This window comes from Bradyrhizobium sp. CCBAU 53421, from assembly GCF_015291625.1.
Taxonomy (GTDB): Bacteria; Pseudomonadota; Alphaproteobacteria; order Rhizobiales; family Xanthobacteraceae; genus Bradyrhizobium.
This window is the reverse complement of record NZ_CP030047.1, coordinates 5261968-5276632: the sequence shown is the minus strand read 5'-3', so window position 1 is coordinate 5276632 and position 14665 is coordinate 5261968. Positions and strand designations below refer to the sequence as shown.

Sequence of the window (14665 nt, the reverse complement as noted above, 5' to 3'; positions counted from 1 at the left end):
AAACCGGACCGGCAGCCCCTCGGCCGTGGCGGCGATTTCGGGCTGCAACATACTGATTTGTCCCTGAGATGCCAGTCTTTTGCGGCCGGATTCGGCAGTTTGCCAATTGCTGGTAGCCGCCCCCGGGAAGCCGCTAACGAGGGTCCTTGCCCGGGATCTTTCGGGCCTTCTCGTTATGTTCGGCGAGGCTCGTGGGAACCGAGAATGTCCCGGTTTTCAGGTCGTAAACGCAGCGCCAGTCCTCAACCCAGGGGAAGGGCGTCTCCTCGCCCTGGATGTCGAATGACAGGCCGATCACGAGATACCGGCTGTCCGGCCAATGCTGCCCCATCGAGGCGTAGTTGTCCTCCAGGCCCTTGATCAGCCCGACCTGCATGTGATCGAGCCCATAGGGGTCTTCGGGGTCGCGGCGCACGCCGTCAGCCGCCGGCTGGGTGTAGAAGAAGTCCCACGCGGCCTCGCCGAGCGGCTTTCCGGTGGCCGGCACGAACCGGTCGCCGGTCCGTTTGTAGAGGTAGAGGGTGTGAGTGCCGGAGCCGATCTTCTGCATCCGCACCAGCCAGCGGCTGTCCGGGCTGAAGCGGAAGCCGGCCTGATATCCGGCTTGATCGGTGGTTTCGCCCTCGTTGAGGAGCGCGGCGTGCTGGTGGGCAGGGTCAAAGGTCCAGAACTGAAACAGCAGGCCATCGTCGCCCAGGTCGCGCGCATATTGCTCCAGTCGAACCTTGCCGTCCGGTGAGGTGAACGTGGCCGCATCGGTGACGCGCTTGAACTGCTTTCCCGGGCCGTCGGCGTTGGCCGGCGCGAGCAGGGCCAGCCCAAGCAGCAAAGTGCATCCAGCGGTTCGCAATCGGCGGAACATGGCTTGATCCGTTCCAGTTGAGTTGAGTTGAGTTGGGTGTAGGACGCTGGGCCACCCGCTCAGGTTCAGTCGAGGCTGCGCATGGACAACGCCGGCATCTTTCGACAAGAAGGGGCTCGTTTCGCCGTGTTCCGTTGAGGCCAAGGCCGTGCCGACCATGTATTTGTATGGAATCAAGGATTTGCGCCCGACTCCTCAATCGGGGCGGTGGCTTGTTGATGTTGAATCCGCAGCCGCTGGGGTGGCCGGCCGATGACCGCGCGTGACCACCCCTCGTCCTGGTGGACGCCGTCACGCTACGCCGATCGCCGGCCATTCCTGCAGGCGCGGACCGCGATCACGCGGGCGCTCCGGGCCTGGTTCGAGGAGCAGGGCTTTGCCGAGGTCGAGACCGCCATCCTGCAGATATCGCCGGGCAATGAGACGCATCTGCACGCTCCGCGCACTGAGCTCAGGCGACCCGACGGCTCACCGGCGCCGCGCTATCTGCGCACCTCCCCCGAGTTCGCCTGCAAGAAGCTGCTCGCCGCCGGCGAGCCCAAGATCTACGAGTTCGCGCGGGTGTTCCGCGATCGCGAGCGCGGCGACCTGCATTTGCCCGAATTCACCATGCTGGAATGGTACCGCGCCAATGCCGGTTACGACGCCATCATGGCCGACACGATCGTCGTGATCGCCCATGCGGCGCAGGCGACCGGGATCGGGCGATTTTCCTTCCGCGGTAAGACCGCCGATCCCTTTGCCGAGCCGGAGCTGCTGACGGTTGCCGCCGGTTTCGAGCGCTTCGCCGGCATCGACCTGCTGGCGACGATCTCGGGCGGCGAGGGCGATCGCGCGGCGCTGGCCTCCGCCGCGCGCGAGCGGGTGCGGATCGTCGATGACGACACCTGGTCGGACATCTTCAGCAAGGTGCTGGTCGAGCACGTCGAGCCCCATCTCGGACAGGGCCGTCTGACGGTGCTATTCGAGTACCCGTCGCCGGAGGCCGCGCTGGCGCGCACCAAGGCGGGCGAGCCACGCGTCGCCGAGCGTTTCGAGGTCTATGCCTGCGGTGTCGAGCTCGCCAACGGCTTTGGCGAGTTGACCGATGCAGCCGAGCAGCGCCATCGTTTCACCGCAGCGATGGACGAGAAGGCCCGCCGTTACGGCGAGCGCTATCCGCTCGACGACGATTTCCTTGCCGCCGTCGGCCAGATGCCCGAGGCGAGCGGCGTCGCGCTCGGCTTCGACCGGCTGGTCATGCTGGCGAGCGGCGCGCCGCGAATTGATCAGGTGGTCTGGACGCCGCCTGCAGGAGAGCCATGAACAGGATCGATCCGAAACTGGCGGCGACGCTGCGCCAGCCGCGCGAGCTGGCCGAAGCGGGCCTCGTGCCAGTCGCAGCCCTTGCCGAGCTCGAACAGGTGGCTGCACGCTACGCGGTCGCGGTGACGCCGGAGCTCACAGGGCTGATCGATCCGGCCGACGCCAACGACCCGATCGCGCGGCAGTTCATCCCGAGCGCCGACGAGCTCGTGGAGCAGGCGGGCGAGAACGCCGATCCGATCGGCGACGATGCGCATTCGCCGATCGCCGGCATCGTGCATCGCTATCCGGACCGGGTGCTGTTCAAGCTCGTCCATGTCTGCGCGGTCTATTGCCGGTTCTGTTTCCGGCGCGAAATGGTCGGGCCGGGCAAGGCCTCGGTCCTGTCCGACGAGGCCTACCGCGCGGCGCTGGACTACATCCGCACCCATCAAGAGGTCTGGGAAGTCATCCTGACCGGCGGCGATCCCTTGATGCTGTCGCCGCGCAGGCTGTCGGAGATCATGGCCGATCTCGCCGCCATCGATCATGTGAAGGTCATCCGCCTTCACAGCCGTGTTCCGATCGCCGATCCCGGACGCATCAATCCCGAGATGATCGCGGCCCTGCGGGTCGAGGGGGCGACGACCTGGGTTGCGATCCACGCCAACCATCCGCGTGAACTCGCCGCCAACGCACGCGCGGCGTGCGCGCGCCTTGCCGACGCCGGCATTCCGCTGGTCAGCCAGTCCGTCTTGCTGCGCGGCATCAATGACGATGCTGCGACGCTCGCGGCGCTTATGCGCGCCTTCGTCGAGTGCCGGATCAAGCCGTATTATCTGCATCACGGCGACCTTGCACCCGGCACCGCGCATTTGCGCACCACGATCGAAGCCGGGCAGGAATTGATGCGGGCGTTGCGCGGGCGCGTCTCCGGACTGTGTCAGCCGGACTATGTGCTCGACATCCCCGGCGGCCACGGCAAGGCGCCGATCGGCCCGAGCTATTTGTCGCAGCCAGCTTCCCGCGAACGTGAAGATTCCTCGGAACAGCGGTACCGCATCGTCGATTATTGCGGTGACGTTCATCTCTACCCGCCGCAATCATGAGCCTGTGATGAGCGGGGCCGGGGGGCGGACGGCAGGAGCCACCCGACGGCGAGGGCAGCCGCGGCATCGAAAATGCTGTGATGTTCGGCCTCTTTGTGGTGCTGGTCGCCGCGGGAATCTGGCTCCCTGGCACCATGGCCGATATACGGAAGGTCCAGGATTGCGCAGCGCAAGGGCCTCGCAACTGTGCTACCGTCGAGGTGCCGGAACGGGCGCAATAGGGTTGAGAAGCGGAGACGCGAGATGCGGAAGACTGTTTTGTTGATGGCTCTGGTGATTGTTGCGGTCGGGGCGCCCCAGCTTGGAACGTCCAAAGCCTGGGCGCAGCAACAGGGCGGATCGTCCTCCATGCAGAAGAATTCGGGGGTGCCGGAAGCGCCGATCGGACATCGTCAGCCGCGCCGCGGCGACGTTGGGAATGAAAAGGGTATCAGCGACCCGAACAGCCAGGCGAACAAGGAAGACGCTGCGCTCGACAAGAAGATCAAGAGCATCTGCCGCGGCTGCTAGGCCACGGAAAGACCGGCGGAGCGCGATGTACGCCCCGCCGGTAACGCTCAATCCGTCCGGCCGGTTCAGGCCGAACGCTCCTGCAGGCCGTCACGCCGCACGCTGCGCCTTGCGTCGACGGCATCGGCCAGCTGCTTCAAGACGTCAGCCGTCGTTGCGAGGTCGATGCAGCCGTCGGTGATGCTCTGGCCATAGGTCAGCGGCTTGCCCGGCACGACGTCCTGGCGTCCCGCGACAAGGTTACTCTCGATCATCACGCCGATGATGCGCTGTTCGCCGCTTGCGACCTGCTGTGCGATGTCAGTGGCCACCAGCGGCTGGTTCTCCGGCTTCTTGCTGCTGTTGGCGTGGCTGGTGTCGATCATCAGCCGCGCTGCGACGCCGGCGCGGCCGAGTTCGGCGGCGGCGGCATCGACGCTCGCTGCATCATAGTTCGGCACCCGGCCGCCGCGCAGGATGACGTGGCAGTCCTCGTTACCGCTGGTGGCGGCGATCGCCGAACGGCCGCCCTTGGTGACCGCCATGAAGTGGTGCGGGTGCGACGCCGATTTCACCGCGTCCGCCGCGATCCGCACGCCGCCGTCGGTGCTGTTCTTGAAGCCGACCGGGCAGGACAGGCCGGAGGCCAGCTCGCGATGGATCTGGCTCTCGGCGGTGCGCGCGCCGATCGCGGCCCAGGAGACCAGGTCGGCGATGTATTGCGGCGTCGTCATGTCGAGGAATTCCGTGCCGGCGGGCAGGCCGAGATTGTTCACGGCCGACAGCACGTTGCGGGCGAGCCGCAGGCCCTTGTTGATGTCGAAGCTGTTGTCGAGGTCGGGGTCGTTGATCAGGCCCTTCCAGCCCACGGTGGTGCGCGGCTTCTCGAAATAGACCCGCATCACGATCTCGAGGCGGTCGGCAAGCTGTTCGCGCAGGCTGGCGAGACGCTCGGCGTAGTCGACGGCCGCCGCGGGATCGTGAATGGAGCAGGGGCCGACGACGACCAGCAGGCGGTCATCGGTGCCGTTGAGGATCGCGTGGATGGCGTTGCGGGCGCCCATCACGACGCGGGTCGCCGTCAGGGTGCGCGGGACCTCCCGCATCACCTCTTCGGGCGTACTCAGTTCTTTCAATTCCTTGATGCGAAGGTCGTCTGTCGTACTCAACACGGCTGGCTCCTTTGGATTTTCGGGACCTGCCGGCACACAAAAAAGCCGCCAGGTCTGGCGGCTTGTTTTGGACGTTTGCTGCAATTCTTCAGATTGAGCGCGATCCTCCTGCCGCCAGCGAGCTGTCGTAGCTAAAGTACCAAAAATAGCTGGTGGCGACGGTGATCATGCGCCGGGTCTATAGCGCAGGGATTTCGACCTGTCACCCCCCAAATCCGCGAGGGCAGCCAGTTGGCCGTCAGGTGTTGCGCGCGGCCAACGCCATACCTATCAGCGTCGCCCCGCCGAACATCAGATTGAGGCCGACCAGGAGGCCGATCGCCCAGCCCGCCGACTCCGGCAGGCCGGCGACGATGAAGAAGGCGACGACGACATCCATCAGGCCGGCGATCAGGAGCCAGGACCAGCGTCCCGACAATTCGCGGCGGTGCTCCAGCGCGTACATGATGGTGGCGACGCCCTCGGCGACGAAATAGGCGCCGATCACGATGGTCAGCGTCACCACGCCCTGCATCGGACGGGCGAGCAGCACCATGCCGGCCAGCACGGCGAGCGCGGCCGAGATCAGCGACCACCAGAAGCCCGGCATGTTGCGTGCCCAGAACGTCACGATCAGCCCGCCGATGCCCGAGATCAGGAACATCCAGCCGAGGAAGATGGTGACGGCAAGGCTCGCGAAGGTCGGCACGATCATCGCCGCGATGCCGAGGATCACGAGCAGGATGCCCTCGAACAGGAACGCCTTCCAGTGTTGCTTGACCGCGGCCTGCATCTCCGATCGCAGTCTGTCGAGATCGTTGGACAGGGTCATCGCGGCTCTCCGAATCTGCAACGGCAAGGTCTGCGAGCGTGCGCCTTATCCTAGCTCTGGCCCGGCGCGGACGGGAAGCCCTCCGAGGCGGTCCGCATCCGGTTGCGGCCGAGGAAATAGACGGTGGTGGTCGCGATCAAGAGCGCCAGCCCGATCAGGATCGAGGTGAAGCCGATCGGGACCAGGATGAACGAGGCATTGCGCTCGGGATTGACGTACCAATGATGCAGCGAGGTGAGCAGGAAGGCGACCCCGACAAAGCCGGCACCGCCGCCGACCAGCAGCAGCGCCCACATCCGCCGCAGCTGGCTCAGCCGTTCGCGCGCAACGTCCGTGCGCGGGGCATGATGCTTGCCGAGGCGGTGCACCAGGCGAATCGCAAAGCCGATCGAGGAGAAGCCGATCAGTACGCTGGCCGAACCGAGCAGCAGCCGGGCGGTCGAGGAGAGATCGGGAATGCGCTGCAGCGCGAGCAGCGGGAAATCGAACGCCGCGTGGAGCAAGACCGGCGCGACCAGCACCAACGTCCAGTTCGTGATGCGCGCCCAGTCGCGGTGGCCCCGGTAGGCGCCAAGCGCGCCGCCGGAGCGCGCGATCGCAAGGTAGGCGCCGGCGATGATGCCGAGCGCGCCGTGAAACGGCACGGTGAGCACGCTGCGCAGCGCCGCGAGCGCCCGCCACATGTCCTTGTGCTGGACCAGATAGGCGAGGTTCTCGTAAGCCGCAAATCCGAGGCCCGCGGCCGCGCCGTATACCACCGTGTCCATCGGATCGGCGAAGGCGCGGCGCCGCGTCGAAATCACGACGATGACGAGAACCTTGACGATCTCCTCCGGCGCCGCGACACCGAACAGCGCGCGCACCGCCTGCGTCGCCCAGGGATTGTCGGGAATGGCGAGCAGCGCATTGAAGGGAATTCGCGCCAGTCCGAGCAGCGAGATGCTGGCCGCGCCGAGCACGAAGGCGAGCCAAACCTGCACCGGCGGTCCGGGGCGCTCGTCGGCGGCAATCACCAGCCACAGTACCAAGAGTGCAGGTGCGATGGCGGCGGCGCCAATCACGGTCGGAAGCGACTCAAGCAACAACATGAGCCGGACGGCTCCCTTAATGGCACCAAAGCGATGCGTGCTGAAGAAATGGCAGCAAGTTCAGCGGATTGCAAATCGGGCAGCGGGCGGAATCGGCTCGGCTGGTGCCGTTCTCGTGTCCATTATGCCACGGTTGCGCGCCAAAGCGCGGCTCGTGCCTCGATCAGCTCAAGGCAGAGGGCGGCCAAGGGCTGCCGGGCAGGTTCCTGACGGCGAAACGCCGATGCGGCGTTCCAGGTTGAGAGCTTCGGTCCCCTAACTGTGATCGAGCAGCGACCTGTGGGTCCAGCCGGTTCGTCTGAATGTCGCGAGCCGCATGGCGCGTGGCCGCGGCGCCATGAGGCGGCGATCAAGTTTCGGCACCGCGTCCCTTTGGTTGGGCTATAATGCCGCGGGCAAAGCGACTGATCCGGTAAACGCCAAAGATGCTTTCGATTGATTCTGCTGTGATCGTTCTTGCCGTGATCGCTCTGTTTGCGGCCTTTGTAAACGGTGCGCTGGGTTACGGGTTTTCCTCGCTCACGGTGCCGGTCGCGCTTGTCTTCTACACCAACCGCGTTCTCAATCCCGCGGTCGTCATCGTCGAAGTCTTCGTCAACCTGTATGTTCTGTGCATCAACCTGAGCGGCGTTCCCGCGGTGTGGCGGCGCGTGCTGCCTATTCTCATCGGCATGCTGCCCGGCATCGCAGTCGGAGCCTTTGCTCTGACGTCACTGCAACCGGGCTGGATCAAATTCGCCACCTACTCGATCATTCTGCCGCTGATCCTGCTGCAAGCGGCCGGTTGGCGAAAGCCGATGCAGTCGAAATGGCTGGTCGGTTTGCCGTTTGGAGCAGCTCTCGGGGTCCTGTACTCGGTCACGACCATCTCGGGACCGCCGCTGGCGATCCTTTTCAACAATCAGGGCCTCGTCAAAGACGAATTTCGGGCCGGCCTCGCGCTGGTTCGGGTGACGGAGTCCGGTCTGACTGCGATCGCGTACTACAAGCTCGGTCTGTTCATCGAGGAGAGCCGGAGCATCCTGTTCGTGCTGGTTCCCTGCGTCGCCGTCGGCATACCGTTCGGTGCCTGGCTGATCCGGCGGCTGGATGCCGAGACGTTTCGCCGGATCTGCATGAGCTTCGACGCGTGGGTCGTGGGATTCGGCCTGTCGCGTGTGTTGATGGAAGTGAAGCTGATCGACAGCCCGTGGGCCTACAGCGTCATGGCCTGCACGATCCTGATCGACGTCTGCCTGTTGTACGTGTTCTTCACCGCGCGGAGAGGCAACGTGCAGAGTTCGCCCGCGCTGGCTCCGCTGCGATCCGGAATCGGTGCGGTCCGACCTGATGGCGACGATACCGCGGGGCGGCGTTCGCAAGGCGGCTAGAGCTTCGGTTCTGATTAAATCAGAACCGACGCGTTTTCTTCACGCGAACCGGTGTCCACTTCGCTCGAAAACGCTCTAGCCTGCCAAGAGGCGCCGGCAGGTTTCGACGAACACCTCGGCGCCCGTGACGATATCGGCGTCGTCGGTGTTCTCGCTCCAGTGATGGCTGATGCCGCCGATCGACGGCACGAACAGCATCGCTGCCGGCATGATGGTGGCGAGGACCTGGGCGTCATGGCCGGCGCCGCTCGGCATGCGGATTGATTTGCCTCCGGCGCAGGCGGCGCTCGCGGCCTCGATCGCATCCTGGAACGCCGGCGTCATCATGGCGGGCACGCCGGTGCGGATGCGCTCGACTGTCACGCCGCAGCGGCCCTGCGCGGTGGCTGCTTCCGCCAGCTGATGCAGGTGCGCCTCGAGCCGCGCGATCACCTCGGGATTGTCGTCGCGGATCTGGAACAGCATCTCGGCGCCGCCTGGAATGATGCTCGGCGCGCCCGGGTCCAGCGTGATGCGGCCGGTGGTCCAGACCGTGCGCGGCCCGCACAGGGCAGGGAAGCTGTCGTCGATCGCGACGCAGAACCGCGCCAGCGCCAGGCCCGCATCGCGGCGCACCGCCATCCGCGTGGTGCCGGCGTGGTTCTGCTCGCCGGTGAAGGTGATGCGAAATTGCCAGATTCCGACGATGGAGGTGACGACGCCGATCTTGAGTCCGCTGCTTTCCAGCGTGTCGCCTTGCTCGATATGGGCTTCGAGATATCCGATATGGCGGCCGGGTTCGGCGGTGAGGCGCGGGCGGCCGGCGAAGCCCGCATCGCGCAACGCCTGTCGCATGGTGCGATCGCTGGAGCGGTCGCGCGCCGCATCGATGTCAGCCTCGGTCACCGCGCCGACAAAGGACCGGCTGCCGAGGAAGCTGCCGAAATGGCCTTCTTCGTCGCACCATGCGGCGACCTCGACCGCGCCGTTGATGCCGGAAGCGCCGTTGATGACGCGCGCGGCCTCCAGCGCATAGATCACGCCGAGCGGTCCATCGAGCCAGCCTGCATGGTTCTGGCTTTCGAGATGCGAGCCTGCGAGCAGCTTCGGTCCCGTCTTCGCGCTGGCGCCGAACACATTGCCGATGCCGTCGGTCGTCGCGGTGAGGCCGGCATCGGGCAGGTGCGTTGCAAGCCAGTCCAGCGAGCGCAGATGCGGCTCCGAGAATGTCGGCTTGTGCACGCCGGTCTTGTAGGCGCCGATCGCGCGCAGCGCATTGAGATCGGCGAGTACGCGCTGGCCGTCGAAGCGACCGTTGATGCCTGGCATGGTTGGACTCCGGATGAGCGTCTTTGATTAGCTTCTTGGTGCCGCAATCCCGTCTTGATGCCGTCGCGGTTGGATGCGACGGAACAATCAGGGTGAACGATTTCTTAGCGGTTCTGCTCTTAGTTCGCAGAACTGATGTCGCGGTACGAATAGCGTGTGAGTGTGATCATGTCTGCATTCAGGAACTGGGCCCGCAAGGCCGCTGTGCTGTTTCTCCCGATCGCGCTCGGCGCCTGCGCGCAATACTCGCAGCAATACAGCATGACCACCACGCCGCCGGGAGCAGGTCCGCTCGCCTGGGATGGCGCCGGGCAGGATCCCAATCAGCCGCAGCCGCGACGCCACGCGCGGAATGCGTCACCGGCAGCAGCGGAGACGCAACTGTCGGAAGAGGATGCCGACGACCGGCTGGCGCGCAAGCTCGTGATCTGCAGCACCTGCATCAAGCCGAAGCCGGCGGTGGCGGCGGCGCAGCCGACCAATCGTCAGGACGTCGCCAGCAATCATTAGAGCCATTACCGTTCCGATTGAATCGGAACGGGGCTCTAGATTTTTGTTTCGACGCGTTTTCTTCACGCGAACCGGTGTTCCACTTCGCTTGAAAACGCTTTAGCCGCCGGCGCGGAGCGTGCTGCTGCCGTCCGGCCCGCAGGCCTTAGTTAGGCCACGATGTCGTTCGATGCGCAGGCCCATGTCGTTCCGTAGATTCATTGTTCCCGCCGTCGTCGTCGCGCTTGCGGCCGCCATCCTGATTCATGGGGGCGGTTCGCGTGCCCATGCGCATGCGCCGTCGCATTGCGGCTTCTGGACCTCGATCGAGGCCGGGTTATCCTGCAGGTGACCTTCGGCGGGTGATCCGGGCGGCAATCCGGGAAAAGCGTTCTGAACGCTTGCCCGTCCGGCCAATCGCCACTATACGTTCGCCCGTCGCGGCCGGTTGCAGGTCACGGCCAGTCCGGCCTATCTCACGTCTAACGTATTGATTTGCCGGGAGTTTTGCTCCCTTCGTCTATCGGTTAGGACGCCACCCTTTCACGGTGGAGAGAGCGGTTCGATTCCGCTAGGGAGCGCCACCAGCGCCAAACCGGTAATCCAGCAGTCTCAACCAATTGTCGCGCCGGCGAACGCCTTGCCGTGCCGTTCGGCGGGTGTGAACAAACCGGCAATCACTGCAATCCGCCGCGATTTCGCAACCCTTTGGTAAGCCAGCGGCGATAGGCGTGGTCGCCGGGGATGATGTGATGGCTCTAGGGTCCAAGAAGCGCGAAACGCGCAAATCGCTGCGTCAATCCGGCTGGATCACGCTCGACGGCGGATTCGCCGCACGGCCTTGCGTTGTCGAGGACATGTCCTCGTCGGGTGCCAAGATCACCGTGCAGGACAACAACACGCTGCCGGCCAAGCTGCGGCTGGCGTTTTCGCGCGACGCCCGCACCGGGCGCGCCTGCGAAGTGGTCTGGCGCGAAGGCAGGACGTTCGGCGTCAGATTCGTGCGCTAGCCTCACCGGCCGGCGCGCGATAAAAGGCCGGATGCGCAAGACCTGCTTCGCCATCATCGCCGTGCTGCTTCCCGCCGCTGCGTTCGCGCAAGCCGGCGACCGCCGCAATTTCCAGACGCCGACCGATGCCGGCAGGACGCTGCCGTCGAAATCCGCGACGCGGAGCAATCCCTGCTCCTCGTACGGACCGGGCTTCGTCAAGGTCGAGGGCTCCGACACCTGCGTGAGGTTAGGTGGCGCCATCAGTGTCGGCGCGGGGGTGTCGAGCGGCCGCTGAGCGGCTCGCCGCTCACGACATCGGCGGTGCGATGAAGCGGACGAAGGCCGGCCGCTGTGCGATCTCGCCGAACCAGCGCTCGAGATGGGGCAGCTTCGGCTTGGTCACGCCCTCGACGCCGAACCAGCGCCGCGCAAAGGCGCCGAGCGCGACGTCGGCGATCGTGAACTGATCGCCCTCGACATAGCGGCGGCCTGCAAGCTGCGCCTCGACGACCTGCCACACCAGGCCCGCGGCATCGGCGTCCTTCTGGCTCTGGACCATGTCGCGTTTGTCCGGTGCCGTGCGCACCAGTCCCCAGAACAGCGGGCGCTCGACCGGTTGCAGCGTCGATAGCGTCCAGTCGAGCCAGCGGTCGACGGCGGCGCGCGCCTTCGGCGCCTGCGGATAGATCGGCGAGCCCTGACCGTAGGCCATGCAGAGATAGCGCATCACCGAATTGGATTCCCACAGCACATAGTCGCCGTCGACCAGCGTCGGGACGCGGCCATTCGGATTCATAGCGAGATAGTCAGGCTGATCGTTCTTGCCGAACTGCATGCCGGCATCGATGCGATGATAGGGCAGGTCGAGCTCGGCAAGACACCAGAGCACCTTCTGCACATTGACCGAGTTGGGCCGGCCCCAGATCGTCAGTTGCGGCTTGCTGTCCATCACGCTTTTCTTCCCGCTATTGCGCTTTGCGCGCGTTCTTAGCCGAACCGTCGGGGAAATGCGCGGGGTGAATTGCACCGAGCGCAAAAAAAGAGGCTCCGCCGCGATGCGGCAGAGCCTCTTCAATTTCAGTCAAAGCGCGGTCAGTGACCGAACAGCAACCACAGCACGATGATCACCGGGATCGGCACACCCAACAGCCAAAGCAAAATTCCTTTTCCCATCTCTCGTTGCCTCCTCGCATTCCTTGTGTGAGGAGGCAACGTCAACCAAAGCGCCACGTTCCTCGCGGTCGCGCCGCGCTTCACCGATGGAGAAGCACGGATAGGAACGCGTGCGTAGGCGTGGCGTTTACCAGTGCCCGGTGTTCGGCATCGAGGCCCACGGTTCGGCCGGCGCCTTCGGATCGCCCTTCTGCAGGATCTCGATCGAGTGCAGGTCGGGCGAACGCACGAACGCCATGTTGCCGTCGCGCGGCGGACGGTTGATGGTGACGCCCATCTTCATCAGCTTCTCGCAGGTCGCGTAGATGTCGTCGACCTCGTAGGCGAGATGACCGAAATGGCGGTCCTCGCCGTATTTCTCCTCGTCCCAATTGTAGGTCAATTCGACCAGCGGCGCGCCGCGGGTCTGCGGCAGCGACTTCAGCAGATGGAGGTCTTCCTCGGCGCAGAGAAACACCAGCGTGAAGCGGCCCTTGTCGTTGTCGATGCGGCGCACTTCCTTCAGCCCCAGCGCGTCCTGATAGAACTTCATCGCGACATCGAGATTGCGGACGCGCAGCATGGTGTGCAGATAGCGCATTTTCTTGTCCTCCTGGAAATTCAGAGATTTTGTTTGGGCTCGGGCGAGACGCGCCAAGAAATAGCAGCAAAACGCTGCGCGCGGCAGGGGCCCAGACGACTTTTGCCGCAGCTCCGGGCGCTTGCGTTCTCAAGCTTTCGCGAGCCCTTGCATTGAGCGAGATGGCTTCACCTGGCCGGGTGAGGACGGGGCGACCTGCGACACGCTGATGCGGCGGGCGATACGGGAAAGCCCCGCCCAGGAAAATTCTGGGACGGGGCTTTCGTGGTCGAGCCTTGGAGGCACGGCCCTCTATCTCATCGAATGCCCATCACGGCCAATCAAGGACGCGCGAGGTTGGACCTTCTCTAAAACGCAAAACCCCGCGAGTGGGGCTCGCGAGGTCTGATGCCGACCGGCCTTGGGGAGATCGTGCCGGCAACCAGACATCCAACGATGCGCACGGCGCAAGGTTCCAGCATCCGAAAAATAGAAAGCCCCGCAGGCTGGATGCGGGGCTTTCCCAGTTGACGGACTGGGGATCTCTCAGGGCGTGAGCCGTCAACTGTTGGGGACCAAACTTAAGGTTGAATTTGCAAAATGCAACAGCGCCGCGTAGACGGAATATCTTCGTCCCACAGCGCTGTGCCGGATACTGGGCCCTGAAATCCCCAGTGCGGATAAGTCTTCGGGGAAAACAAAAGGTTCAAGGACCTCGCGTGGGACACGCAGTGCCAAAGCCGCAAGGGCGGCTGGCACCACCCGGTCTCGATATTTCGCCATCAATTCGGCTTCTGCGCCTTGGTCCCGGGTTTTGAGGCATCCGTCGTGCCACGCGCCGTGCCTCTCGTCTCGGCTTCATTGGCCCGTTTCGTATCCATGCCCGTGGTATCCATCGAGCCGTTCGGAGTGGCTCCATTGGTGTTTTCAGGACGCTCCATCCCGCTTTGCGGGGCTGGACCTATGTCTTGGGCAAAGGCCGTGCCGCAGATCAAGGTGAAGATGATGACGACGATCGGCTTGTACATTGATGTCTCCTGGCGTCACCAGGATGACCCGCGCGCAGTCGAGTAGTTCCTCTTGATCGCGTCGACCGGAATGGGGCGAGCCGCGGCCAACGTGCGAATGGTGCCGCTGTGTCTCGGGAACACTTGCCGCTCGCGCCTTTTACACCTTGATGTCGAGGATGGCCTCGACGGCGTCGCGATCGGCCTTGTTCTTGGCGGCGAAGACGTCGAGCACATCCTCGCTGATGATGCGCGGCTCTTCCTTCGCCGTCTGATCGACGACGAGATGCACGCGGGCTTGCGTCACTTCGACGGGTACGGGGTAAATGAGCATGGCTCTCTCCCTCCGGCGGTCGGACCTTGTCAGGGCTTTGTTAACGATTTGTAAGCGGCCTGGAACCGCGCGTCCGGCCCGATTCGACGGCCGGGCGGGATCGGGCCGCTCGCGTGCCGGCCGGCTTGGCGCCATACTGTGCGCTTTCGGGACCGGACGGCGCGACCGATGAGGAACGGGCTCTATTCGATCCATATCCATATGATGGATGGCGTGCGCGGCCGCGACAGCGGCGTCCTGATCCTGCGCGATGGTCTGCTGATCGGCGGCGGGCCGTATTTCTGGTCGATCGGGGCCTACACGGCCGGTGAGGGCACCTGGAAGGGGCACCTCAGGACCAACCAGCACTCCCCGTTTTCCGATCCGTTCGCCCGGCCGCTGTTCGCAGGGCAGGAGGTGACGAGTGGCTTTTCCGGCATCTTCAGCGGTGACGAGGCCGAGGTGTTCGGGACCGTGCTGGTTGGAACCCGCAGTCTGAGCTTCCAGGCGACCCTCAAGCGCCTCGCCGATGCCTGATTGGCGGCAGCCTGTGGACGGGTGCGCAGCAAGCTCCGCATTCTGCTTGGCAAATCGACCTGCTGCGGCTGTGGATTTGCTGCGGACGAACGTTGGATATCT

Annotated in this window: 17 protein-coding genes and 1 tRNA gene; 9 read left to right on the top strand and 9 right to left on the bottom strand. The window is 64.7% G+C overall.

Features of this window, described 5'->3' with window-relative positions:
* Positions 1 to 133: 133 nt before the first annotated feature.
* Positions 134 to 862, bottom strand: coding sequence for a hypothetical protein (locus XH92_RS25270; protein WP_194454524.1), 729 nt, complete (start codon positions 860 to 862; stop codon positions 134 to 136).
* Positions 863 to 1114: 252 nt separating this feature from the next.
* Between XH92_RS25270 and epmA the strand changes: the two genes are divergently transcribed.
* From epmA to XH92_RS25255, 3 genes are all read left to right on the top strand, one after another.
* Positions 1115 to 2167, top strand: coding sequence for an EF-P lysine aminoacylase EpmA (epmA, locus tag XH92_RS25265; RefSeq protein ID WP_194454523.1), 1053 nt, complete (start codon positions 1115 to 1117; stop codon positions 2165 to 2167).
* Entirely contained in the window at positions 2164 to 3255 is a 1092-nt protein-coding gene (locus XH92_RS25260) for a lysine-2,3-aminomutase-like protein (RefSeq protein ID WP_194454522.1), read from the top strand. The genes epmA and XH92_RS25260 overlap by 4 nt, the downstream gene beginning before the upstream one ends.
* A 243-nt stretch (positions 3256 to 3498) precedes the next feature.
* The gene (locus XH92_RS25255; protein WP_194454521.1) at positions 3499 to 3765 is read left to right on the top strand and encodes a hypothetical protein; all 267 of its coding nucleotides are present in this window, start codon (positions 3499 to 3501) and stop codon (positions 3763 to 3765) included.
* A 65-nt stretch (positions 3766 to 3830) separates the two neighbouring features.
* On the opposite strand, the gene XH92_RS25250 is transcribed toward XH92_RS25255, so the two are convergent.
* The 3 genes from XH92_RS25250 to XH92_RS25240 all read right to left on the bottom strand — a co-directional run bounded on the left by XH92_RS25250 (position 3831) and on the right by XH92_RS25240 (position 6815).
* Complete coding sequence (locus XH92_RS25250) at positions 3831 to 4916, bottom strand: 3-deoxy-7-phosphoheptulonate synthase (protein ID WP_194454520.1); 1086 nt, start codon at positions 4914 to 4916, stop codon at positions 3831 to 3833.
* 238 nt (positions 4917 to 5154) lie between these two features.
* The gene (locus XH92_RS25245) at positions 5155 to 5727 is read right to left on the bottom strand and encodes an HdeD family acid-resistance protein (protein ID WP_194454519.1); all 573 of its coding nucleotides are present in this window, start codon (positions 5725 to 5727) and stop codon (positions 5155 to 5157) included.
* A gap of 50 nt (positions 5728 to 5777) precedes the next feature.
* Positions 5778 to 6815 carry a PrsW family glutamic-type intramembrane protease gene (locus XH92_RS25240; protein ID WP_194454518.1) on the bottom strand — a complete coding sequence of 346 codons (1038 nt, stop codon included), beginning with the start codon at positions 6813 to 6815 and terminating at the stop codon, positions 5778 to 5780.
* Between the two features lie 425 nt (positions 6816 to 7240).
* On the opposite strand from XH92_RS25240, the gene XH92_RS25235 reads away from it, so the two are divergent.
* Entirely contained in the window at positions 7241 to 8185 is a 945-nt protein-coding gene (locus XH92_RS25235; protein ID WP_194454517.1) for a sulfite exporter TauE/SafE family protein, read from the top strand.
* Positions 8186 to 8260: 75 nt separating this feature from the next.
* Here XH92_RS25235 and XH92_RS25230 read toward each other — a convergent pair whose 3' ends face one another.
* Positions 8261 to 9493 carry a Zn-dependent hydrolase gene (locus XH92_RS25230; protein ID WP_194454516.1) on the bottom strand — a complete coding sequence of 411 codons (1233 nt, stop codon included), beginning with the start codon at positions 9491 to 9493 and terminating at the stop codon, positions 8261 to 8263.
* 168 nt (positions 9494 to 9661) lie between these two features.
* Between XH92_RS25230 and XH92_RS25225 the strand changes: the two genes are divergently transcribed.
* From XH92_RS25225 to XH92_RS25210, 4 genes are all read left to right on the top strand, one after another.
* Positions 9662 to 10003 (top strand): hypothetical protein, encoded by a 342-nt coding sequence (locus tag XH92_RS25225; protein WP_194454515.1) that lies wholly within the window; start codon positions 9662 to 9664, stop codon positions 10001 to 10003.
* 488 nt (positions 10004 to 10491) lie between these two features.
* Positions 10492 to 10566 (top strand) — tRNA-Glu (locus tag XH92_RS25220).
* 168 nt (positions 10567 to 10734) lie between these two features.
* Positions 10735 to 10992 carry a PilZ domain-containing protein gene (locus XH92_RS25215; protein WP_194454514.1) on the top strand — a complete coding sequence of 86 codons (258 nt, stop codon included), beginning with the start codon at positions 10735 to 10737 and terminating at the stop codon, positions 10990 to 10992.
* A 31-nt stretch (positions 10993 to 11023) separates the two neighbouring features.
* Complete coding sequence (locus XH92_RS25210; protein WP_194461704.1) at positions 11024 to 11269, top strand: hypothetical protein; 246 nt, start codon at positions 11024 to 11026, stop codon at positions 11267 to 11269.
* Positions 11270 to 11281: 12 nt separating this feature from the next.
* Here XH92_RS25210 and XH92_RS25205 read toward each other — a convergent pair whose 3' ends face one another.
* From XH92_RS25205 to XH92_RS25190, 4 genes are all read right to left on the bottom strand, one after another.
* Positions 11282 to 11923, bottom strand: coding sequence for a glutathione S-transferase family protein (locus tag XH92_RS25205; RefSeq protein ID WP_194461412.1), 642 nt, complete (start codon positions 11921 to 11923; stop codon positions 11282 to 11284).
* Positions 11924 to 12274: 351 nt separating this feature from the next.
* Positions 12275 to 12727, bottom strand: a complete 453-nt coding sequence (locus XH92_RS25200) for a VOC family protein (RefSeq protein ID WP_050420326.1) — start codon at positions 12725 to 12727, stop codon at positions 12275 to 12277.
* 761 nt (positions 12728 to 13488) lie between these two features.
* Positions 13489 to 13734 (bottom strand): hypothetical protein, encoded by a 246-nt coding sequence (locus tag XH92_RS25195; RefSeq protein WP_194454513.1) that lies wholly within the window; start codon positions 13732 to 13734, stop codon positions 13489 to 13491.
* A 139-nt stretch (positions 13735 to 13873) separates the two neighbouring features.
* Positions 13874 to 14047, bottom strand: a complete 174-nt coding sequence (locus XH92_RS25190) for a hypothetical protein (RefSeq protein WP_194454512.1) — start codon at positions 14045 to 14047, stop codon at positions 13874 to 13876.
* Between the two features lie 168 nt (positions 14048 to 14215).
* Between XH92_RS25190 and XH92_RS25185 the strand changes: the two genes are divergently transcribed.
* Positions 14216 to 14563 carry a GrlR family regulatory protein gene (locus XH92_RS25185; protein WP_194454511.1) on the top strand — a complete coding sequence of 116 codons (348 nt, stop codon included), beginning with the start codon at positions 14216 to 14218 and terminating at the stop codon, positions 14561 to 14563.
* Positions 14564 to 14665: the final 102 nt, after the last annotated feature.